General features: G+C 60.8%; 22 protein-coding genes. 12 read left to right on the top strand and 10 right to left on the bottom strand.

The features are described 5' to 3' along the window. Nucleotides 1-85: 85 nt before the first annotated feature. Together AC1D11_RS05720 and AC1D11_RS05715 are read right to left on the bottom strand one after the other, a co-directional pair. The gene (locus tag AC1D11_RS05720; RefSeq protein ID WP_477648036.1) at nucleotides 86-553 is read right to left on the bottom strand and encodes a DUF3592 domain-containing protein; all 468 of its coding nucleotides are present in this window, start codon (nucleotides 551-553) and stop codon (nucleotides 86-88) included. A 130-nt stretch (nucleotides 554-683) separates the two neighbouring features. Next, nucleotides 684-1,085, bottom strand: coding sequence for a hypothetical protein (locus AC1D11_RS05715; RefSeq protein ID WP_477648035.1), 402 nt, complete (start codon nucleotides 1,083-1,085; stop codon nucleotides 684-686). A gap of 359 nt (nucleotides 1,086-1,444) precedes the next feature. On the opposite strand from AC1D11_RS05715, the gene AC1D11_RS05710 reads away from it, so the two are divergent. From AC1D11_RS05710 to AC1D11_RS05685, 6 genes are all read left to right on the top strand, one after another. Beyond that, nucleotides 1,445-1,738 (top strand): hypothetical protein, encoded by a 294-nt coding sequence (locus AC1D11_RS05710; protein ID WP_477648034.1) that lies wholly within the window; start codon nucleotides 1,445-1,447, stop codon nucleotides 1,736-1,738. A 62-nt stretch (nucleotides 1,739-1,800) separates the two neighbouring features. Continuing rightward, a complete protein-coding gene (locus tag AC1D11_RS05705) occupies nucleotides 1,801-2,025 on the top strand; it encodes a DUF2188 domain-containing protein (RefSeq protein WP_477648033.1) in 225 nt (74 codons plus the stop codon). Between the two features lie 121 nt (nucleotides 2,026-2,146). Further along, complete coding sequence (locus AC1D11_RS05700) at nucleotides 2,147-2,638, top strand: VOC family protein (RefSeq protein WP_477648032.1); 492 nt, start codon at nucleotides 2,147-2,149, stop codon at nucleotides 2,636-2,638. Nucleotides 2,639-2,948: 310 nt separating this feature from the next. Then, nucleotides 2,949-3,164 carry a glycine zipper 2TM domain-containing protein gene (locus AC1D11_RS05695; protein WP_477648068.1) on the top strand — a complete coding sequence of 72 codons (216 nt, stop codon included), beginning with the start codon at nucleotides 2,949-2,951 and terminating at the stop codon, nucleotides 3,162-3,164. Nucleotides 3,165-3,247: 83 nt separating this feature from the next. Then, nucleotides 3,248-4,099 carry an alpha/beta fold hydrolase gene (locus AC1D11_RS05690; RefSeq protein WP_477648031.1) on the top strand — a complete coding sequence of 284 codons (852 nt, stop codon included), beginning with the start codon at nucleotides 3,248-3,250 and terminating at the stop codon, nucleotides 4,097-4,099. 40 nt (nucleotides 4,100-4,139) lie between these two features. Continuing rightward, nucleotides 4,140-4,496, top strand: coding sequence for a nuclear transport factor 2 family protein (locus AC1D11_RS05685; RefSeq protein WP_477648030.1), 357 nt, complete (start codon nucleotides 4,140-4,142; stop codon nucleotides 4,494-4,496). Between the two features lie 47 nt (nucleotides 4,497-4,543). Here the strand turns inward: AC1D11_RS05685 and AC1D11_RS05680 are convergent, their stop codons facing one another. From AC1D11_RS05680 to AC1D11_RS05645, 8 genes are all read right to left on the bottom strand, one after another. Next, the gene (locus AC1D11_RS05680; protein WP_477648029.1) at nucleotides 4,544-5,614 is read right to left on the bottom strand and encodes a VWA domain-containing protein; all 1,071 of its coding nucleotides are present in this window, start codon (nucleotides 5,612-5,614) and stop codon (nucleotides 4,544-4,546) included. 48 nt (nucleotides 5,615-5,662) lie between these two features. Further along, nucleotides 5,663-6,613, bottom strand: a complete 951-nt coding sequence (locus AC1D11_RS05675; protein ID WP_477648028.1) for a DUF58 domain-containing protein — start codon at nucleotides 6,611-6,613, stop codon at nucleotides 5,663-5,665. A 114-nt stretch (nucleotides 6,614-6,727) separates the two neighbouring features. Then, nucleotides 6,728-7,750: an AAA family ATPase gene (locus tag AC1D11_RS05670; protein ID WP_477648027.1), complete on the bottom strand. Its 1,023-nt coding sequence runs from the start codon at nucleotides 7,748-7,750 to the stop codon at nucleotides 6,728-6,730. 21 nt (nucleotides 7,751-7,771) lie between these two features. Beyond that, on the bottom strand, nucleotides 7,772-8,725 hold the full coding sequence (locus AC1D11_RS05665; protein ID WP_477648026.1) for a S1C family serine protease: 954 nt from the start codon (nucleotides 8,723-8,725) through the stop codon (nucleotides 7,772-7,774). Between the two features lie 275 nt (nucleotides 8,726-9,000). Beyond that, on the bottom strand, nucleotides 9,001-9,861 hold the full coding sequence (locus AC1D11_RS05660) for an ABC transporter permease (protein WP_477648025.1): 861 nt from the start codon (nucleotides 9,859-9,861) through the stop codon (nucleotides 9,001-9,003). Between the two features lie 16 nt (nucleotides 9,862-9,877). After that, nucleotides 9,878-10,783 carry an ABC transporter permease gene (locus AC1D11_RS05655; RefSeq protein WP_477650951.1) on the bottom strand — a complete coding sequence of 302 codons (906 nt, stop codon included), beginning with the start codon at nucleotides 10,781-10,783 and terminating at the stop codon, nucleotides 9,878-9,880. A gap of 12 nt (nucleotides 10,784-10,795) precedes the next feature. Continuing rightward, nucleotides 10,796-11,899 carry an ABC transporter ATP-binding protein gene (locus AC1D11_RS05650; RefSeq protein WP_477648023.1) on the bottom strand — a complete coding sequence of 368 codons (1,104 nt, stop codon included), beginning with the start codon at nucleotides 11,897-11,899 and terminating at the stop codon, nucleotides 10,796-10,798. A gap of 21 nt (nucleotides 11,900-11,920) precedes the next feature. Further along, a complete protein-coding gene (locus tag AC1D11_RS05645; RefSeq protein WP_477648022.1) occupies nucleotides 11,921-12,997 on the bottom strand; it encodes an extracellular solute-binding protein in 1,077 nt (358 codons plus the stop codon). A 229-nt stretch (nucleotides 12,998-13,226) separates the two neighbouring features. Here AC1D11_RS05645 and AC1D11_RS05640 point away from each other — a divergent pair, with 229 nt between their 5' ends. The 6 genes from AC1D11_RS05640 to AC1D11_RS05615 all read left to right on the top strand — a co-directional run bounded on the left by AC1D11_RS05640 (nucleotide 13,227) and on the right by AC1D11_RS05615 (nucleotide 19,440). Next, a complete protein-coding gene (locus tag AC1D11_RS05640; RefSeq protein ID WP_477648021.1) occupies nucleotides 13,227-14,072 on the top strand; it encodes a TatD family hydrolase in 846 nt (281 codons plus the stop codon). Further along, nucleotides 14,069-14,590 (top strand): DNA-deoxyinosine glycosylase, encoded by a 522-nt coding sequence (locus AC1D11_RS05635; protein ID WP_477648020.1) that lies wholly within the window; start codon nucleotides 14,069-14,071, stop codon nucleotides 14,588-14,590. The genes AC1D11_RS05640 and AC1D11_RS05635 overlap by 4 nt, the downstream gene beginning before the upstream one ends. Then, nucleotides 14,590-15,357, top strand: a complete 768-nt coding sequence (locus AC1D11_RS05630; RefSeq protein WP_477648019.1) for a class I SAM-dependent methyltransferase — start codon at nucleotides 14,590-14,592, stop codon at nucleotides 15,355-15,357. Before AC1D11_RS05635 ends, AC1D11_RS05630 begins: the two co-directional genes overlap by 1 nt. 54 nt (nucleotides 15,358-15,411) lie before the next feature. Beyond that, nucleotides 15,412-17,214 carry a type IV pilus assembly ATPase TfpB gene (tfpB, locus tag AC1D11_RS05625; RefSeq protein ID WP_477648018.1) on the top strand — a complete coding sequence of 601 codons (1,803 nt, stop codon included), beginning with the start codon at nucleotides 15,412-15,414 and terminating at the stop codon, nucleotides 17,212-17,214. A 216-nt stretch (nucleotides 17,215-17,430) separates the two neighbouring features. After that, complete coding sequence (locus AC1D11_RS05620) at nucleotides 17,431-17,916, top strand: tripartite tricarboxylate transporter TctB family protein (protein ID WP_477648017.1); 486 nt, start codon at nucleotides 17,431-17,433, stop codon at nucleotides 17,914-17,916. A 12-nt stretch (nucleotides 17,917-17,928) separates the two neighbouring features. Next, nucleotides 17,929-19,440 (top strand): tripartite tricarboxylate transporter permease, encoded by a 1,512-nt coding sequence (locus AC1D11_RS05615; protein ID WP_477648016.1) that lies wholly within the window; start codon nucleotides 17,929-17,931, stop codon nucleotides 19,438-19,440. Nucleotides 19,441-19,487: the final 47 nt, after the last annotated feature.

The raw sequence follows: 19,487 nt of genomic DNA, 5'->3' as shown, positions 1-19,487 counted from the left end.
CATCCAGTGTTCGATATTGAATGTTTTATCGCCTATTTTTTCGTTGAAATTGCAAGTGACTTCTAGAGGCTGGCGCATGGATGACTCAGACCGCATTCTTTTTCTTGCGGCGCAGCCACCCAAGTGGCCAGGCAAAGCCGAGGGCGATGGGTAATGCAATGCCCAGCGAAAGAACGGCAGACAGGAACAAGGCGCGTCCAACACTATCCCGCTTGTCCCGCAGGTCGTAGTAGCGCCGCAGCGTGGCGACCGACGGCTTGCGCGTATCGTAAGCCACTTCTACATTGGCCTGGGCGGCGTACTGCAGGGCACCGTTTTCATCTGTCGATGATGTACTTGTGCGATATGCCACGCCGTCGACGACGTATTTAAAGTGAACCCGGTATGAATCTCTGCGCTTTCCGGATGTCTTGGTCATGCCATCCATCTTGGCAGGGGCAAAGCCCGGAGAATTGGCAACTGAGGTCATCGTCTCAACCCGCTCTTTTTCTTCCGAGCCGAATAGATAGAACACACCCGAAAAGATCACCAAAAGAAGTGCAATAAATTTCATACTTAGACCGGATAACGTGGCACTGAATCTAACTAAAGTACAGCGAAAAAATGGCTGGATCGATCATGCACCAAGAATGTGGCATCCAAAACAGACTTGCCGACATTGAGCGACCTGTCAGACATGGCTTTCAAAGCTTGGGATCCGGAAACGGCAACTTGTCTTGCGAGCTGCTCGGCTGGGCCACCCACTTATTACCGCGACGGTAAAAATCTGCCTGGGTTTCAGAACTTCCAGCCCCGATTTTCAATGACACCGAGCAGGCGATTTGACCTGGGTGCTTGGCATCAACAGCCGGGATGCAGGTGCCAAGCTTGAGTTCGGCAGTTTTGTACTCCTGCATCTCCATCATCAGAAGGAATGCTTGCGTCGCCTCTTTTGCGTCGGGTAACACGAGTGCAGTGGCAGTGGCAGTGGCAGCGGCGGGTGCGGTGGCGGGCACTGTGGGCGTAATGACAGCGGCGGGTTGCGACGATGTTTCGCTGCAGGCGGAGCAAAGCAGCAATGTTGACAAGATGACTGTGTAACGCATGAAGAATTCTTTGCTTTTTTAGTTCGATAAAAGAGGGAAAAGGGGCCTACGCTTCGCGAACGATTCTAGGCGGACAGCTTGCCAACCGCCTCGTCAATATGAACGATCGCACGTAAACAGCTCATTCCCTTTTTGACCATCGACGCCTATAACCGGTCCGAAAGCCACGATCATCAGAATGCTTCCAGCGCCTTTGCGCCCCGCAGCAACTGGCTCGTGTCTTACAGCTGCCAGTTCGATACCCTTACAAAGCAGCCGCTGAAGTCAGGGTGCAATAGCATTAACCGCTTGTCGGCTGTGCGACAGCCCCCGTCGAGCCCGTGGCAAATGCCACTCATCTGTCTCGAAGGGGAATCAACATGTCAACCAAAGAGCGCAAGGAATGGCGCAGAAGTTTTACGGAAACCATCATGGGCCTGGCCGGAGGCACGGTCGATGTGCTCGAGGCGGCAATCTGGGCGATGGAGGCGCAGCATGCGCAGGGCCACCGCGATCCGCAAGAGGCGGCGTACGAGCAGTTCAAGAACGTTGCGATGCCCATACCGGCAAACCGCAACGGGTCCCAAGACGAGCCCATGCCCACGCTGGCCACGACCCCGGAATTTTTTAAGCACCAGCCGGCTGAAAGTCGACTTGATGCCGGCAATCCATAGGCGCCGTCCTACAGCGGAGTTTCGAAGCCTGCCAATACGATGGCTTTTTTTGGAGACCGTGTATGGACAACTATCACATCAAGACGCACAACGGCCACTGGGACCTGACCCGGCAGGGCGCCGACCGCGCGGCCATCAGCAAGCCCACGAAGGCGGAGATTCTGGAGGCAACGCGAGAGTTCATGGTGGGCAAAACCGCTTCGGTCAAAATTCACCGCGCCGACGGAACGTTCGAAGAAGAGCGGACCTATCCAGGCTCTGCCGACCCTTCCAGGTCGAAAGGCTAGGAACGGCCAGGAACCTGCGCCGGGACCCTTGGCCCCGGCTTCCGAAATTGAATACGATGGGAGTCCTTTGCACTCTGGCGGGCGCCAGGTGCTGGATGCCTAACCCTTCAGGAGACACGACATGGCCAGCAAAAAGACCAGCAAGAACACGATTTGCCTGTGGTACGACGGTGGTGCCGTTGAGGCCGCAAACTTCTATGCCAAGACCTTCCCCGACAGCACTGTGGGCAAACTCTTTTATGCGCCGGGTGACTACCCCGACGGCAAGCAGGGTGACGTGCTCACGGTCGAGTTCACCGTCGCCGGCATTCCCTGCATCGGGCTGAACGGTGGCCCGCTCTTCAAGCATAACGAGTCATTCTCTTTTCAGATTGCCACCGATGACCAGGCCGAAACCGACCGCTTGTGGAACGCGATCGTCGGCAATGGGGGGCAGGAAAGCGAATGCGGCTGGTGCAAGGACAAGTGGGGCCTGTCATGGCAGATCACCCCGCGCGCGCTCACTGACGGTATAGCCGACCCCGACCCCAAGGTGGCCAAGCGCGTGTTCGACGCGATGATGACCATGAAAAAGATTGACGTCGCCGCGATAGAGGCGGCGCGCCGGGGCTGAGACGCTTGATGGGATGACGCGCGTTTGCGTCCCGCTGCGCATGCGCTCCTGTTCAGGCTTGAGAAGTGGTCCGGGCGTGATTTGCATGCGAAATTTCCTCCGAAGGTACCGGACGTAGTACGTACCGATATCGGGAGTTCGTCCTACACCGCCGAACCCGCAGCCTCCTAGCATGAAGACACCAGCAATGAAAAGCCACCGCGGCGTGCAGCCGGTAACCGTGTGCGATTCATTCACGTGAAGAGGAGTTTGCGGCATGATCAAGCGGCATCTGCTCTTCACTTTCATTAACGTTCTCAAGGAGACTGAAATGATTGGAATCAAACAAACTGCGCTTTTTGCGGTGGTGCTTGCCGGTCTGGCGGGCTGTAGCGGCATGACGACTCAGGAGAAAAATACCGCCATCGGCGCCGGTGTAGGCGGTGTGGCCGGCGCGGCCCTTACAGGCGGGAGCGCCTTGGGCACTGTAGGCGGCGCCGCGGTCGGCGGTGTGATTGGCCATGAGGTCACCAAACCGAAGAGGTAAACCGGCCCTCGTTCACAGAACGACTCGCACGCGCGTGAGTGTCCTTGCAGGCGCTCCATGCGCGTGCATTCGTACATTGCGGTATGCGCGTCGACACCCTAGAGCATGAAGGCCTGAGCTTGGGCTTGCTGGCGGCGGGTGATTCCGCCAGGCCCGCGATTGTGCTACTGCACGGCTGGCCCCATTGCAAGGAAGTCTATGCACCGGTGGTCGATGCGCTTGCTGCTGACCATTTTGTTCTGGCCTTTGACTTGCCGGCGATAGGAGATTCGCGTGGCGCGCCGCCTTCTGCCGAAAAAACCATCCTGGCCGACATCGTCGTCAGCGCAGCAGAACGCGCTGGCGCGCGCTCAATGGTCGTGGCTGGCCTTGATGTGGGTGGCATGATCGCCTATGCAGCCGCACGCGACCATGGGCACCGCATCGCGGGGGCTGTGGTCATGAATACCGTCGTCCCCGGCATAGATCCCTGGGAGAAGGTGCTGTCGGATCCTCGTATCTGGCACTTTGCATTTCATGCGTTGCCGGAGCTGCCGGAGCTCCTGGTTTCAGGCCACCAGCGTACCTACTTTGATTTCTTCACGGACTTCCTGGCGGGCAACAAGGAGGCCGTGACCGAAGTGCATCGCGCCGCGCTTGCGCGCGCCTATGAGCGCCCCGAGGCGCTCAAGGCCGGCTTCGACTGGTACCGTACCCTGCAGGCCGACGCCCAACACAACAGCCGGCACAAGGATATCGAAACACCGATGCTCTACCTCCGCGGCGACGCCGACGGGCGTTCACCCGACGACTACCTTCCCGCCTTGAAGGCTGCCGGCGCCAGGCGTATCAAAGGCGAAGTGCTGCGCGGCAGCGGCGAATTCGCGCCGCTGGAGGTCCCTGAAGCCTTCACGCAGGCACTGATTTCGTTCGCGAAGGAATGCCAGAAGCATTGAACGGGTAGAACTGCGGCAGTCTCAAAGAAGGGATTTTTTGATGTCAGAGAGGAACAGAGAGATTCTGAAGAAGGCCAACGCGGCTATCGCCGAAGGCGACGTTGAAGGATTCCTGAAGTTCTGCACGGAAGATTCGGAATGGATTTTTGTGGGCGACAGGACGATCAAAGGGAAAGAGGCCGTTCGCCAGTGGATGATGACCGCGTACAAAGAACCGCCCAGGTTTGAAGTCCATCACATGGTTGCGGAGCATGACTTTGTCGCGGCGCTCGGTGAAATCACCTTGAAGGACGAAGAGGGGAAGGCGGTCCGCCACGCCTACTGTGATGTCTGGCGATTTCGGGATGGCAAGATGGCCGGGCTGCGGGCCTTTGTTATCAAGGCTGGACCGACCTGATCCGATCACTTTTGCGTCGTAATCGCTGCTTGCGCGGGGGCTTTCTCTCAAAGAATCCGGTTAAACCACAGCAGCGATAAACTCGCCGACACCAGCGCCAGCACGGCGGCAAGAAGCGCCAGCAACCCCGAGATCTCGGTTTCCTTTTTCTCGATCGCCAGGCGCGAACTGAGGGTTTCATACACCTTCTTCAGGTCGGCCGCCGTACCTGCGTAGAAGTACTCGGCCTGTGTTGCGCGGGCAATGCCTTTAAGGGTTTCTTCGTCGAGCTTGACGCGCATGGACCAGCCTTCAAAACCAATGGTTTCGCCATCCACCGTGCCCACGCCGACGGTGTAGATGCGCACACCGCGGTCTGCTGCGAGCTTGGCGGCGTCGATGGAGTCCACGCCGGTGGTGCGCTGGCCGTCGGTCAGCAGGATGATGGCGGCCGAGGTATAGGAGCCGGGAGCGACGGGGGTGAATTCTTTCTTCGCGTTCTTGTCGGGGTTCAGGGCCTGGTCCAGCGATGTGCCGCGGGGTTTTTCCCTTCCGTACTGCATGGAGGCAATGTCGATGCCTGCGTCGGGGAACAGCTCGGCCAGCGACACGACGATGCCGTTGCCAATGGCGGTGCCGCGCTGCAGCTGGAACTTGTCAATTGCTGCCGTCAGGTCTTCGCGGCTGAGGGTGGGCTGCTGCACGACGGCGGCGGTGCCGGCAAACGCAACGATGCCGACACGCACATTGCGCGGCAAGTCGGCCAGAAAAGCCTTGGCGGCATTTTGTGCAGCGACCAGGCGGTTGGGCTGTACGTCGGTGGCGCGCATGCTGCCCGAGACGTCCATCGCGAGGATGATGGTCTCGCGCTGCGACGGCAGGCTGATCACGGCGAAGGGGCGCGATGCCGCCACCAGCATGGCGGCGATGGACAGCAAAAAGAGCAGGGGCGGTACATGCCGGCGAAAGCTTTGGCCGCGGCCCATGGCTTCGCGCACGATGGAGAGGCTGGCGTAGCGCAGCGCCATTTTTTTCTTGCGCCGCAGCAGCCACACATACACGGCCACCAGCAGGGGAATGGCCAGCAGCAGCCACAAAAATTCCGGCCAGAGGAAAGTCGGCAGGGGAAACTTTGACATGAATGAGGTCAACCAGCTGAAGTTCATGGATGTTCCTTGGCGGCTTCTTCAGGCGGCGTGTTTCAGGTGGGCCGGCAGCTTGCCGCCTGCTGCGTTGGCGCCTGACGTGCGGCTGCGCCGTTTGCGGAGCTCGGTAAACCGCAGGATGGCATCAACCAGGTTGTCGTCGGTGGAAAGCTCCAGCGTGTCCACGCCGGCACGCGCCAGCGACTGGCGCAGCTCGGCCTCGCGCTGGGCCGCGATGCGTGCAAAACGTTTTCGAAAGCCCGCGTCGTGGGTATCGACCAGCAGTTGCTCGCCGGTTTCGACATCGCGGATGGGGATCAGGCCCAGGTCCGGCAAGTCCAGCTCCAGCGGATCGAGCAGGCGCACGGCCACCACTTCATGCCGGCGGGCGAGTTGGCCCAGCGGCTTTTCCCAACCGGGCTCGCTGATGAAGTCGGACACCACAAACACAGTGGAGCGCCGGCGTATTAAGCTGGCCGCGGACTCGAGCAGTTCGTGCAGGCGTGTGGGGCCGAGGTCTGTGGTTTCGGGCCGGGCCTGCAGGGTGTGCAGCAAATGCAACACGTGGTGGCGGCCGCCGCGCGCGGGAATCACGGCATCAACACCGGAGCCATAGAGCATGGCGCCCACGCGATTGCCGTGGCGCGTCAGCATGCGGGCCAGCACGGCGACAAATTCCGCGGACACATTGCGTTTGCGCAGCTCGCTGGAGCCAAAGTCCATCGAGGGGCTCAGGTCCAGCAGGAACCAGGCGCTCATTTCCCGGTCTTCGGTAAACACGCGTACGTGGGGTTGTTCAAGCCGGGCCGTGACATTCCAGTCTATATGGCGCACGTCGTCGTGGTGCTGGTACTCACGCAGGTCGGCCAGGTCCATGCCGGTGCCGCGCAGCAGGGTGCGGTAGTCGCCCTGTAGCAGGCCGTCGAGCCGGCGCAGCACAGTCCACTCCAGCCGGCGCAGCAGTTGTTCTGCGTTGGATGAAGGTGCGCTCATGGCGATCCTCCGAAACCAGCATGAGCCGCGGAACCGGCTTTGCCGGGCCGCAGGCGGGCGGCCCCCTCGGGGGGCAGCGACCCGCGGAGCGGCGGAGCGTGGGGGCTCACATTTTTAGGCTGCGAGTTTTTCATGCTCTAAGGGTTTGGCGGGCGGGGGGATCTTGGCCATGATCTTCGCAACCAGGCCGTCGGCCGACAGCCCTTCGGACAGTGCTTCATACGACAGCACCAGCCTGTGGCGCAACACGTCGGGTACGAGGTCGGTCATGTCTTCGGGCAAGGCGTAGCTGCGTCCGCGCAGCATGGCCAGCGCGCGGGCGCCTTCGGTCAGGTTGATGGTGGCGCGCGGGCTGGCGCCGAAGGTGATGAAGCGCTGCAAATCCTTCAGGCCATGCTTTGTCGGGTTGCGGGTGGCCGACACCAGGCGCACGGCGTATTGCACAAGGGAAGGGTCGACATAAATGCGGCGGCATTCGGCCTGCAGCGCGGCCAGCTGGTCGGTGGTGGCCACGGCGCTGACCGCCACAGCCGGGCCGGTGACGCGCTGGACGATGACGAATTCTTCTTCGTCGGTCGGGTAGTCCACCAGCACCTTCATCATGAAGCGGTCGACCTGCGCTTCGGGCAGCGGGTAGGTGCCTTCGGTTTCAATCGGGTTTTGCGTGGCCATGACGAGGAAGGGTTCGGGCACCTTGTGGGTGATGCCGGCAATCGTGACCTGGCGCTCCTGCATCACTTCCAGCAGCGCGCTCTGCACCTTGGCGGGCGCGCGGTTGATTTCGTCGGCCAGCAAAAGGTTGGTAAACACCGGCCCGAGCGAGGTGGTGAACTCGCCGGTTTTCTGGTTGTAGATGCGTGTGCCCACCAGATCGGCCGGTACCAGGTCGGGTGTGAACTGGATGCGCTTGAAATTGCCCTGCACGGTGTTGGCCAGCGTCTTGATGGTCAGCGTCTTGGCCAGGCCGGGAACGCCTTCCACCAGCAAATGGCCCTGTGCCAGGATGGCGACCATGACGCGTTCAAGAAAGCGGTCTTGCCCCACCACCACACGTTTGACTTCATAGAGGATCTGCTCCATCAGCTGCGCGGTGGCGTCATGGCCGGTGGCGGAATGTTCGGGCGTGTGCTGTTCCATGCGTCGATGTCCTTAAAGTCTTCAGAAGGGGGGCATGCCGGCGGCCGAGGCCGCGTTTTCAATCGGCACCGCAAAACCGATGCCGACAAACGTGCGTTGCTGGTTGGGGTTGAAGATGGCGGTCACGATGCCGATCACTTCGCCGTCCATGGTGACCAGCGGCCCGCCGGAGTTGCCGGGGTTGGCGGCGGCGTCGAACTGGATCAGGTTGCTCATCATCTGCTTGCCTTCGGGCGAGCGGAAGTTGCGCTTGAGCCCGGAAATCACGCCCTGCGAGGCCGAGGGCCCTATGCCGAAGGGGTAGCCCACTGCCATGACCTGGTCACCGGGGGCCAGGTCGGCGGTGGAGCGCATGGTGGCGGCAATCAGGTCGTCGGGAATCTTGTGGGCCTGCAGCACGGCCAGGTCGTTTTCGGGCTGCACGCCGGTGATGCTGGCGGTGGATTCGAGGCCGTCTGCGAACGTGACCTTGATGGTGGTGGCGCCCTGCACCACGTGCAGGTTGGTCAGGATGATGCCCTTGTCGACGATGACCACGCCGGTGCCCACGCTGCGCTCGCCATCTTCCTTGCCGTCCTTGTCTTTACCCAGCCCCACGATGCGCACGACAGAGGGGATGATGGTGTCGTAAGCCCGGGTTCCGGGGGAGGGCAGGACCGTGGTCTCCAGCGTTTTGAGGACGGCCGCGTTGATGTCTTCCTGCGTCAGCTTGCGGGCCGCAGGCCGCAGCGGAGAGGCAAAGCTGATGGCCAGCAACAGGGCCAGCAGGCCGACGACCGACCAGAGCAGGTAAAGCTGGTTTTGGGCAAGCCGTTTGGCCAGGCGGGAGGCGCGGGGGAAACGGGAAGGTGGGGAAGGTGCGGGGGCCGGAACGGCTCCGTCTGGGCCGGCAGCCTGCTCGAGTGGCTGCGCCTCGGCAACACCTGCGCCCTGCGCCGGACGGTTTGAACTGCTGTAAAGGGCTGGCCTGCGCATCCGTTCACCTGTGAGGTCAATGTCAAAACCGGGCTGGTACCACCGGGCGTGAAAACCTGCTTCAGGCCCCGTATTTACAGTTTGCACCGTATCACGATTTGTGCATCCGTGCACGTGATTTGGGTATAGGCGTAGGGGGCTTTGTAAAGCGCCCCGGACGCTAACAGCCACTCACAAAACCCTCCTGGCGTTGTTGCGCCGCCTTGCCGTGCTGGAGCACTGTCTGCGGCGTCGCGCCTAGCCAGGACCGCTTCGCTGGGTTTTGTGAGCGGCTGTTAACGCCCGGAGGTGTCGGAAGGACTGCGCAGCAGGGTCAGCGCCAGGGCCGCCGAGGCCAGCATGAGGAACAGGCTCACGGCATTGAGCACCGGTGTGGCACCCTCGCGCATGCGGCCGTACATCATGACGGTGAGTGGCGCGTCTGAGCCGACCAGCATCAGCGTGGTGTTGAAGTTCTCAAATGACATCAAAAACGAGATCGCTGCAGCGCCGATCAGCGCGGGTTTCAGATAAGGCAGGGTGATGGTGGCGAAGACCGCGGCGCGGGAGGCGCCCAGGTTGTAGGCGGCTTCTTCCAGCGTGATGTCAAAACGTTTCAGGCGGGCGGAAATGATGAGGGTGGAGATGGAGACGATGTAAGAAAACTGGCCTATCACCACCAGCGGCAGCCCCGGCCGCAGGAAATCCAGCTCCAGCCCCCACCAGTCGTCGGCCAGTTGCGCCAGCCGGCTGGCAAAGGCCAGGATCGAAATACCCAGGATGACGCCGGGAATTACCAGCGGCGCCAGCATCAGCATCGAAAGCGCCTGTTTTCCCGGAAAGCGGCTGCGTTCAATCAAAAAGGCGTTGGTCGTACCCACCAGCACCGCCAGCAGCGTGACCCATCCGGCCACCACCACGCTGGTCCAGAGGCTGGCGAGCATGGGGCCGTCGGCAAAAAGGCCTGTGCGTCCGGACTTGCTGCCAAAAAACCAGTCGAGCGTGAAGCCGCGCCAGGGCGGCGCCGGGTAGGGTGCGTCGTTGAAGGCGAATACCGCCACCACTACCAGCGGCAGGAATAAAAAGGCGAAGAAGGCTAGGGCATACACGACCGTACCGGTGCGCAGCCAGGCGGGGCGGGGCAGGGAGGCGATCATGCGGCGGCTTTCATGGTCATGAGCGCCGCATGACTTCGCCGAATTTTTGTCCGGTGAGTTTCAGGCCGAGCCAGACAATGGCCGTCGACAAACCCAGCAGCAAAAAGCCAAACGCGGCCCCCTGTTCCCAGTTGAAGCGCGTGATGAACTGGGTGTAGATCTGTTCAGTGAACCAGAGCGAATTTTTTCCGCCCAGCAAGGTAGGCGTGAGGTAGTTGCCCAGGGTCAGCATGAAGACCACAATGCAGCCGGCGAGGATGCCGGGCGCGGCATGCGGAATGACGATTTGCCGCAGGATGGAGGGGCCATTCCCGCCCAGGTCGTAGGCGGCCTCGATCAGCGTGTCGTCCAGACTTTCGAGGGCGCTGATCAGCGGCACCACCATGAACAACATGGAGGTATAGACCAGGCCGACCAGAATGGTGGCGTCGCGGTAGAGCAACTCGACGGGTGCATCGGTGAGGCCCAGCTGCACCAGCACGGCGGGCAGCACGCCGGATTCGCGCAGCAAAATCATCCAGCCCAGGGTGCGCACGGTTTCGCTGACCCAGAAAGGAATCAGGCACATCACCAGCAGCAGCGACTTGGCACGGCCGCGCACCAGCTTGGCAATCGTCCAGGCGATGGGAAACGCCAGCAGCAGTGTGATCAGCGTGGCCAGGATGGACATGACGGCCGTGCGCACAAAGGTGTGCCAGTACAACGGCTCGTCGATGAAGGTGCGGTACTGCGCGATGCTGGGTGCATATTGTCGGGGTGCGATGCGTTCGCGCAGCGACAGGATGGCCAGGTCGATATGTGGCAACACGATGAGGCCCACCAGCCAGATCAGCGCCGGTGCCAGCAACAGCAGCAGGATAAGTTTGGCCTGTGCTGATGCGGATCCGGCATTTGCTGCGGGCATGGCGGCTGCGGCTTGCATGATCTGCGGGCGCTAGGCGCCGGCTGTCCCAAAACAGGTGGCTTGCGCGGGGTCGAAGCTGAAGGCCACTGTTTCACCGACACGCAAGTCGGCAAAGCGGCCGGTCTGGGGTAGCGCGATGCGAAATTCCGTGCGGCTGGTGGTCTCGCGCAGCAAGACGGCCGAATTGGCGCCGTCGAAGAGCAGGCTCTCAACCTGGCCTGCATAGGCGGTGTGGTCAACGGGCAGCTCTGCGGCGTCGCGGGCCAGGCTGATCGCTTCGGGCCGCACGAAAGCCTGCACGGTCTGACCCGGCAGAACTTTGCCGACGGCACGGGCATGCATGGCAAGGCCCTGGCCGGTCGTCAGTGCCGCCACGTTGCCGGGCTCTGCGCCTGCGGTGGCACCGCCCCTCAGCTTGTTGTTGGCGCCCACAAAGCCCGCCACAAAAGGCGTTTGCGGCTGGTAGTACAGCTCTTGCGGTGTACCCACCTGCTCAAAGCTGCCGGCATTCATGACTGCGACATGGTCGGACAGCACCAATGCCTCGGACTGGTCGTGCGTGATGTAAACAAAGGTGGTGCCGAAGGCCGCCTGCAGCTGCTTGAGCTCGACTTTCATGTGCTCGCGCAGCTTTAAATCCAGCGCGCCCAGGGGTTCGTCGAGCAGCAGCAGGGTGGGCTCGAGCACCAGGCTTCGCGCAATCGCCACGCGCTGCCGCTGCCCGCCCGATAGCTGGTCGACCCGCTTGTCCTGCATGCCGGGCAGGCTCACGCGTTCGAGCATGGCGCCGACCTTGGCGCTGATGTCGGCGCGCGAGAGGCCGCGCCGTGCCAGGCCGTAGCCAACGTTTTCACCGACCGACATCATGGGGAACAGCGCCAGGTGCTGGAACACCATGTTGACGGGCCGCTGGTTGGGCGGCACGCCGTTCATGGGTCTGCCGCCGATGTGGATCTGGCCCGCATCGGGCGACAGAAAGCCGGCGATCATGCGCAGCAGCGTCGTCTTTCCGCAGCCCGACGGGCCGAGGATGGAAAAGAAGCTGCCGCGCTCCACGGTAAAGGACAAGTCCTTGACCGCGGGCTGGCCGGCGTAGGTTTTACCGACGTGTTCGGCTTGAAGGTCTGCGTGCACCGGTGATAGGCCGGTTGCCGGTTATTGGGCTGCTTTCACGCGGTCTAATACGCGGCCTTCGATGTCCTCGATGCCGGCAGGCACTGCGGGATACCACTTCACGTTTTTCAACGCGGCTTCAGGGAAGCTGGCGGCGAACTGGGCTTTCAGCTTGGGATCGGCCAGCTGGTCGGCTCCCTTGGAGGCGGTGAAGTTGCCGGCAGAGCCTGCCACTTTTGCGGCAATCTCGGGGCGCATGTTGAAGTTGATCCAGGCGTAGGCGGCGGCATCGTTGCGGCCTTTGGCCGGGATGGCGAAGGTGTCGATCCAGCCGAGTGCGCCCGACTTCGGTGCGATGAACTGGATTTCAGGTTTTTCGGCATTGAGCTTCCAGCCGCCGGTGTCCCACATCATGGCGCCCACCACTTCACCGGCGCGCATGCCGTTGAGCAACTGGTCCTTGTTGTCCCAGTAGAACTTGATGTTGCTCTTGCAGGCAATCATGGTCTTGCCGACTTCATCCATCAGCGCGCCATAGGCCTTCGGGTCCTTGTAGAGCGCAAACGGGTCTTTGCCGGACGCAAAGGCGAAGGCCAGCAGGGTGGGGCGCTTCAGGCGCACGGCGGTCTTGCCCTTGACGTCGGCCTTGCACAGGTCGGGGTAGTCGGTCATCTTGGCCAGCTTGGTGTTGACGACCAGGCCGTCGGTGCCCCAGATGTGCGGCAGGCCATAAACCTTGCCATCGAGTGTGGTGTTTTTCTTGGTGGCTTCCAGCATGGACGGGATGAACAGATCGGATTTGATCTTGCTGAGGTCCATGGGCTTGTAAATGCCGAACTCCTGCTGCGGGCCGGTGATGCGGTCCTGCGAGGGCTGGGCCAGGTCAAAGCCGGCGCCGCCGGTGGCGCGCAGCTTGGAAATCATTTCTTCGTTATTGGACAGCGTGAGTTCAACGTCGATTCCGGTCTCTTTCTTGAACTGCGCCACGACATCAGCCGGCACATAGTCCGCCCAGGTAATCAGCCGCAACTTCTGGTCTTGTGCCCAGGCGGGGCTGGCCATACCTGAAACAACGAGGCCGGCTCCGAGAATGTGGCTCATCAGACGGGATAATTTCATGTTGGCTTTTCCTTGTGTTATCAGTCGACGGTGGTAGACAGTGGTTGACGAAAAGAGATCAGGGGCAAAAAAACGGTAACGAATTGCGCGTGCATTTCCTCAAAAAAAGCATAGCGTGTCCCGATTTCATTTCTGTGTCAACATCTTCTGCAAGCAAGGCCTGCGCCAGGTCTTCCCTTTTTTTGTACCTTTTCTTTTCACATCCCGGGTGCCCTGCCGCATTGACTGAATGACTTTCTGGGTAGACACACACTGCCATCTTGACGCCGGTGAATTGGCCGCCGATGTCGCCGAAGTTCGTGCGCGGGCAGCCGCTGCAGGCGTTGCTCACTGCGTGCTGCCGGCGGTGGGCGTGTTCAATTTCGAGGAAGTCCGTGTGCTGGCACACCGTTTTTCCGACAGCTATGCGCTGGGCATCCATCCGCTGTGTGTGCCCCAGGCGCAAGACGCCGACCTGCAGGCACTGGATAACGAACTTGCGTTGAGGCGGTCTGATCCGCGATTGGTCGCGGTGGGTGAAATCGGCCTTGATTATTTTGTGCCGGCCCTGACGCAAAGCCCGATGCGTGAACGCCAGGAGCACTTCTACCGCGAACAACTCAAGCTGGCGCGCAAGCACGGCCTGCCGGTCATCCTGCACGTGCGGCGATCGGCTGACAAATTGCTCAAGCACTTGCGCGACCTGGCGCCTGAGGGCGGCTGGCGCGGCATCGGCCATGCGTTCAATGGCAGCGAACAGCAGGCGGGGGAATTCATCAAGCTGGGCCTGAAGCTGGGCTTTGGCGGCGCCGTCACGTTTGAGCCGGCCTTGCAACTCAGGCGCCTGGCGGCGGATCTGCCCCTGGAGGCGCTGGTGATGGAAACGGACTCGCCTGACATTCCGCCCCACTGGATCTACAAAACCGCGGCGGAGCGCGAAGCGGGGCGTGCCCAGGGCCGCAATGAGCCGGGCGAGTTGCCGCGCATTGCGCAGCAGGTGGCGGGTTTGCGCGGAATTTCGCTGGAGTCGCTGGCGACCGCAACGACCGCCAACGCATTGCGGGCGCTGCCGAAACTGGGAGCCCTGCTGGCGTGAAAAATGACACCGCGAAACCTGTGCTGGCGGGCCTGGCGCCGCTGGTTTCTCCCGGCACTCGCCTGCTGGTACTGGGGAGCTTTCCGGGCGCCGCCTCACTGGCTGCGCAGCAGTATTACGGCCACCCGCAAAACCATTTCTGGAAGATTTTGCAAGCCATTTGGCTTGATGGGCCAGTGGGGACGGGCGCGAGCAGCTATCAAATTCGTAGCGAATGGCTTTTGTCAAAAGGGCTTGGCCTGTGGGACGTGTACGCTGCCTGTGAACGCGAGGGCAGCCTGGACAGCGCAATTCGCAATGCGCAGGTCAATGACCTCGCCAGCTTGCGGCAACTGTGCCCGGCACTGGAAGCGATTGCGCACAACGGCGGCGAAAGCTTCAAGCATGCCAGACACACGCTGGCGCTGGGCTTGCCGGTTTATAAATTGCCCTCGACCAGCCCGGCGAACGCCTCCTGGAGCTTTGAGCGCAAACTCGCTGCCTGGCGTGAAGTATTTGAAAAGCATGGACTGGTTTGATGTCAAAAAAAGAAACAGCGAAAACGACGGCCGAACTACCTGAAGTCAATTTCTCCGACTATGGTGAGGTGCGCTTTTTGCATCTGGGCACCGAATGGGTGCAAGGCTCCATGCTGCGCGATGCGCCGTATGACATCGAACTGGAGTATGTGCAGCGCATGATGGCGGGGCTGCTGTTCACCGACGCGGCGGCTGTGTCTAAAAAACATGCCATGCAGCTGGGCCTGGGCTCTGCCGCGCTGACCAAGTTTTGCTATAAAAAGCTGCGCATGAAAACCACGGCGATTGAAATCAATCCGCAGGTGATCACGGCCTGCCGGCTTTGGTTCAAGCTACCGCGGGACGACCTGAGGCTGCATGTCATTGAAGCCGATGCGGCGCTGGAAATAAAAAAACCTGCGCACCAGGGAACGGTGGACTTTCTGCATGTCGACCTGTATGACCACGAAGCGGCGGCGCCGGTTCTGGATAGCGCGGATTTTTATGAAGACTGCCGCGGGCTTCTGGCGGAAGACGGCGTGATGACGGTGAATCTTTTTGGCCGTGATTCCAGTTACGTGCAGTCGCTGACAAAAATCGCGGAAGCGTTTGGGCCCGAGGCGGTCTGGGCATTCCGGCCGACGCGCGAAGGCAACACTGTGGTGCTTGCCCAACGCGACCCGACGCGACCCGAGCGGGCTGACCTGTTGCAGCAAGCCGGTGTCATTGAGTCGCGTTGGGACCTGCCTGCCAAAAAATGGCTGCGGCTCTTTGCGCCGGCGGCGTAATGCTGCAGAGGTGCGGATGGTAAAGACCCGGGTGGATGGGGTACAGTGCGACCCATGAGCGCCGTGACGCATTCCAAACACCCCAAAGACTTGCACGCGAAAAAGGCCCACACCGGACTGCTGGACTGGCGCATGCTGGTTGAATGGCTCAGTGAAGATGGTGTTATCAGCGCCGCCGAAGCGCAACGAACGATTGCACGCTGCTCGCAGGTGCAAAGTGCGCAGCCTCCGCTGACCCGGCTTGCCAGTGTCGGCATGACACGCGTGGCTGACGGCAAACCCCTTGATATGGAAACGATTACGCAATGGCTGGCCGGACGGGCCGGCCTTGCCTACCTGCGGATCGATCCGCTCAAGGTTGACGTGGGCAAGGTGGCCGACACCATGTCGGCCATGTACGCCGAGCGGCACAAGGTGCTGCCGGTGCAGGTGACGTCCAGCGAAGTGGTCATTGCCACCTCGGAGCCATTCGTGACCGACTGGGTGCAGGAAGTCGAACGCCAAGCCAAGCGCAGCGTGCGCCTTGTGGTTGCCAGTCCGCTGGAAATCACCAAGTTCACCGCCGAATTTTTTGCGCTTGCGAAATCGGTCAAGGCCGCCATCAAGTCGGGCGGAAGCTCGGGCTCGGCCAGTTTTGAGCAACTGGTCGAACTCAACAAAAGCAACAAGCAGCTGGACGCCAACGACCAGGGTGTGGTGCAGGTCGTGGACTGGCTCTGGCAGTACGCCTTTGACCAGCGCGCCAGCGACATCCACCTGGAGCCGCGGCGCGAGCAGGGGGTGATCCGTTTCCGCATCGACGGCGTGCTGCATCCCGTGTATCAGTTGCCCATGGGCGTGCACAACGCCATGACCGCCCGCATCAAGCTGCTGGGCCGCATGGATGTGGTGGAAAAGCGCCGCCCGCAGGATGGCCGCATCAAGACCCGCAACCCGCGCGGTGACGAGATTGAAATGCGCCTGTCCACCTTGCCCACAGCCTTCGGCGAGAAGATGGTCATGCGTATTTTTGATCCAGACACCACGGTCAAGGACCTGGATGCCCTGGGTTTTTCGCAGCACGACGCCGAACGATGGGAGCAACTGGTCAAGCGGCCCTATGGCATTGTCCTGGTCACCGGGCCTACCGGTTCCGGCAAGACCACCACGCTCTATTCAACGCTCAAGCGGCTTGCGACTGAAGAAGTCAACGTCAGCACGATTGAGGACCCGATCGAAATGATCGAGGCCTCTTTTAACCAGACGCAGGTCCAGCCGCATCTGGATTTCGACTTTCCCGAAGGGTTGCGCGCGCTGATGCGGCAGGATCCGGACATCATCATGGTGGGCGAAATCCGCGACCTGCAGACGGCCGAGATGGCCGTGCAAGCCGCGCTGACCGGCCACCTGGTTTTCAGCACGCTGCATACCAATGACGCCCCGTCGGCAGTGTCCCGCATGATGGAACTCGGGGTTCCTTCTTACCTGATCAACGCCACCTTGCTGGGTGTGCTGGCCCAGCGGCTGGTGCGCACCTTGTGCAGCAATTGCCGTCAGCCCGATGAGGCTGCCTCACGCGAAACGCTCGCCGACCTTGTCAAACCCTGGCAAATCAGCGGCGGCTACCGGCCGTACAAGCCGGTGGGTTGTGTGGATTGCCGGATGACCGGTTTTCGTGGGCGCATGGGTCTTTATGAGCTGCTGACGGTCACGGAGGGCTTCAAGGAAAAGGTCTCGAAAGAGCCCAACATCGACGCGCTGCGCCGCCAGGCGGTCAGCGAAGGTATGCGCCCGCTTCGGTTGGCCGGCGCACTGAAAGTGGCAGAGGGCCTGACAACCATCGAGGAAATCTTGGCCTCCACTCCGCCTCTGGCTTGAGAAGCTGCACACCGCCTGAACGCGGCCCCTGTTTTTGGCCGTCAACAGGTTCTGCTACTGCGGGTTTTCACTGTTTTTCCCGGCGCCTGCTTCTATATGTAAGCAAGAGGTAAGCCAAAGATAAACGAAAGGTAAGTGAAAGCCACATGTCGGGGGTAGGGGGATTGAATGCACAATCCACCGATTCTTTCTTTTATATGTATTGAGGAGACAGCCGTGAATATCAAGAGTCAGAAAGACTTTTTCTCCGGCCTCATGTTCATGGGCGTCGGTGTGGCGTTCGCATGGGGGGCTACCACCTACAACGTGGGTGAAGGTGCCCGTATGGGACCGGGGTACTTCCCGCTCATGCTGGGTATTTTGATGACCGTTCTGGGCGCTGCGATCACTTTCAAGGCACTGGTTGTGGAAACCGTGGGCGGCGACAAGATCGGCAAGTGGGCCTGGAAGCCCCTTTCCTTCATTATTTTGGCCAATCTGGTATTCGGCATTTTGCTGGCCGGTTTGCCGAGCATCAAGATTCCCGCCATGGGCATGATCGTGGCAATCTACGCGCTGACCTTCATTTCCAGCATGGCTGAAGAAGGCTGGAAGGTCAAAAACACCTTCATTCTTGCGACGGTGCTGGCCATCGGCAGTTACCTCGCTTTTGTCGTCCTGCTCAAGTTGCAGTTCCCGGTCTGGCCATTCTTTATCGGCTAAGGAGAATAAAAAATGGAATTGCTAAATCACCTGTCGATAGGCTTTGGCGTGGCATTCACGCCCATCAATTTGTTGTACTGCCTGATCGGTTGTATTTTGGGTACCCTGATTGGTGTTCTGCCGGGTATCGGCCCTGTGGCTACGATCGCCATGCTGCTGCCGGCAACCTATGCGCTGCCACCCGTGTCGGCGCTGATCATGCTGGCTGGTATTTATTACGGCGCCCAGTACGGTGGTTCCACCACCGCCATTCTGGTGAATCTGCCAGGGGAGTCGTCTTCAGTGGTGACCTGTATTGACGGGTACCAGATGGCGAGAAAAGGCCGGGCCGGGCCGGCGCTTGCTGCGGCAGGTCTGGGATCTTTCTTTGCCGGTTGCGTGGGCACCCTGATCCTGGCGGCTTTTGCCCCCCCGCTGACCGAACTGGCCTTCAAGTTCGGCCCTGCTGAATATTTTGCCCTGATGGTTCTGGGCCTGATCGGCGCCGTGGTGCTGGCTTCCGGTTCGTTGCTCAAGGCCATTGCCATGATCGTGCTGGGCCTGCTGCTGGGCCTTGTCGGCACCGACGTGAATTCCGGCGTGGCCCGCTTCAGTTTTGACATTCCTGAACTGACCGACGGTATCGGCTTCGTGACCATCGCCATGGGTGTGTTCGGTTACGGCGAAATCATCAGCAACCTGGCGCAGCCTGAGCATGAGCGCGAGGTGTTCACCGCCAAGGTGTCGGGCCTGTTCCCGACCAAGGAGGACTTCAAGAACATGTTGCCGGCCGTGCTGCGCGGTACCTTCCTGGGTTCTGCACTGGGCATTTTGCCGGGCGGCGGCGCGCTGCTCGCGGCCTTCGCTGCCTATGCACTGGAAAAGAAGATCAAGTCGAAGCCGGGCGAGGTGGCTTTCGGCCAGGGCAACATTCGTGGCGTGGCCGCCCCCGAGTCGGCGAACAATGCCGGTGCGCAGACGTCCTTCATTCCGTTGCTCACTTTGGGTATTCCACCCAATGCCGTGATGGCCCTGATGGTGGGCGCCATGACGATCCACAACATCCAGCCCGGCCCACAGGTCATGACCAGCAACCCTGAACTGTTCTGGGGCCTGATCGCTTCGATGTGGATCGGCAACGCGATGCTCGTGATCCTGAACTTGCCGCTGATCGGCATGTGGATCAAGCTGCTGACCGTGCCTTATCGCTACCTGTTCCCGGCCATCGTGCTGTTCTGCGCGATTGGCGTTTACTCCACCAACAACAACACCTTCGACATCTGGATGGTGGGCATCTTTGGTGTGATCGGCTACATGTTCGTCAAGCTCGGCTGCGAACCCGCTCCCTTGTTGCTCGGTTTCATCCTGGGCCCCATGATGGAAGAAAATCTGCGCCGGGCCCTGCTGCTCTCGCGCGGCGACTGGAGCGTGTTTGTGACGCGTCCGCTGTCGGCCGGACTGCTGGGAGCCGCCTTGCTGCTGCTGGTCATCGTGTTGCTGCCGAGCATTAAAAACAAACGGGAAGAAGCTTTCGTCGAGGAGTAATCGGCAGAACCGGCGCGAAAGCGCACGCAAAAAAAGGCACCTTTGGG

The sequence above is a fragment of the Polaromonas sp. P1_E11 genome, assembly GCF_056405995.1.
Note: the sequence above shows the minus strand (reverse complement) of the source record. Positions and strands in the feature narration are given on the sequence as shown.

Coding starts and splice junctions, on each gene's coding strand:
- AC1D11_RS05720 (WP_477648036.1), bottom strand. CDS start 553: ATGAAATTTATTGCACTTCTTTTGGTGATCTTTTCGGGTGTGTTCTAT.
- AC1D11_RS05715 (WP_477648035.1), bottom strand. CDS start 1,085: ATGCGTTACACAGTCATCTTGTCAACATTGCTGCTTTGCTCCGCCTGC.
- AC1D11_RS05710 (WP_477648034.1), top strand. CDS start 1,445: ATGTCAACCAAAGAGCGCAAGGAATGGCGCAGAAGTTTTACGGAAACC.
- AC1D11_RS05705 (WP_477648033.1), top strand. CDS start 1,801: ATGGACAACTATCACATCAAGACGCACAACGGCCACTGGGACCTGACC.
- AC1D11_RS05700 (WP_477648032.1), top strand. CDS start 2,147: ATGGCCAGCAAAAAGACCAGCAAGAACACGATTTGCCTGTGGTACGAC.
- AC1D11_RS05695 (WP_477648068.1), top strand. CDS start 2,949: ATGATTGGAATCAAACAAACTGCGCTTTTTGCGGTGGTGCTTGCCGGT.
- AC1D11_RS05690 (WP_477648031.1), top strand. CDS start 3,248: ATGCGCGTCGACACCCTAGAGCATGAAGGCCTGAGCTTGGGCTTGCTG.
- AC1D11_RS05685 (WP_477648030.1), top strand. CDS start 4,140: ATGTCAGAGAGGAACAGAGAGATTCTGAAGAAGGCCAACGCGGCTATC.
- AC1D11_RS05680 (WP_477648029.1), bottom strand. CDS start 5,614: ATGTCAAAGTTTCCCCTGCCGACTTTCCTCTGGCCGGAATTTTTGTGG.
- AC1D11_RS05675 (WP_477648028.1), bottom strand. CDS start 6,613: ATGAGCGCACCTTCATCCAACGCAGAACAACTGCTGCGCCGGCTGGAG.
- AC1D11_RS05670 (WP_477648027.1), bottom strand. CDS start 7,750: ATGGAACAGCACACGCCCGAACATTCCGCCACCGGCCATGACGCCACC.
- AC1D11_RS05665 (WP_477648026.1), bottom strand. CDS start 8,725: ATGCGCAGGCCAGCCCTTTACAGCAGTTCAAACCGTCCGGCGCAGGGC.
- AC1D11_RS05660 (WP_477648025.1), bottom strand. CDS start 9,861: ATGATCGCCTCCCTGCCCCGCCCCGCCTGGCTGCGCACCGGTACGGTC.
- AC1D11_RS05655 (WP_477650951.1), bottom strand. CDS start 10,783: ATGCAAGCCGCAGCCGCCATGCCCGCAGCAAATGCCGGATCCGCATCA.
- AC1D11_RS05645 (WP_477648022.1), bottom strand. CDS start 12,997: ATGAAATTATCCCGTCTGATGAGCCACATTCTCGGAGCCGGCCTCGTT.
- AC1D11_RS05640 (WP_477648021.1), top strand. CDS start 13,227: ATGACTTTCTGGGTAGACACACACTGCCATCTTGACGCCGGTGAATTG.
- AC1D11_RS05630 (WP_477648019.1), top strand. CDS start 14,590: ATGTCAAAAAAAGAAACAGCGAAAACGACGGCCGAACTACCTGAAGTC.
- tfpB (WP_477648018.1), top strand. CDS start 15,412: ATGAGCGCCGTGACGCATTCCAAACACCCCAAAGACTTGCACGCGAAA.
- AC1D11_RS05615 (WP_477648016.1), top strand. CDS start 17,929: ATGGAATTGCTAAATCACCTGTCGATAGGCTTTGGCGTGGCATTCACG.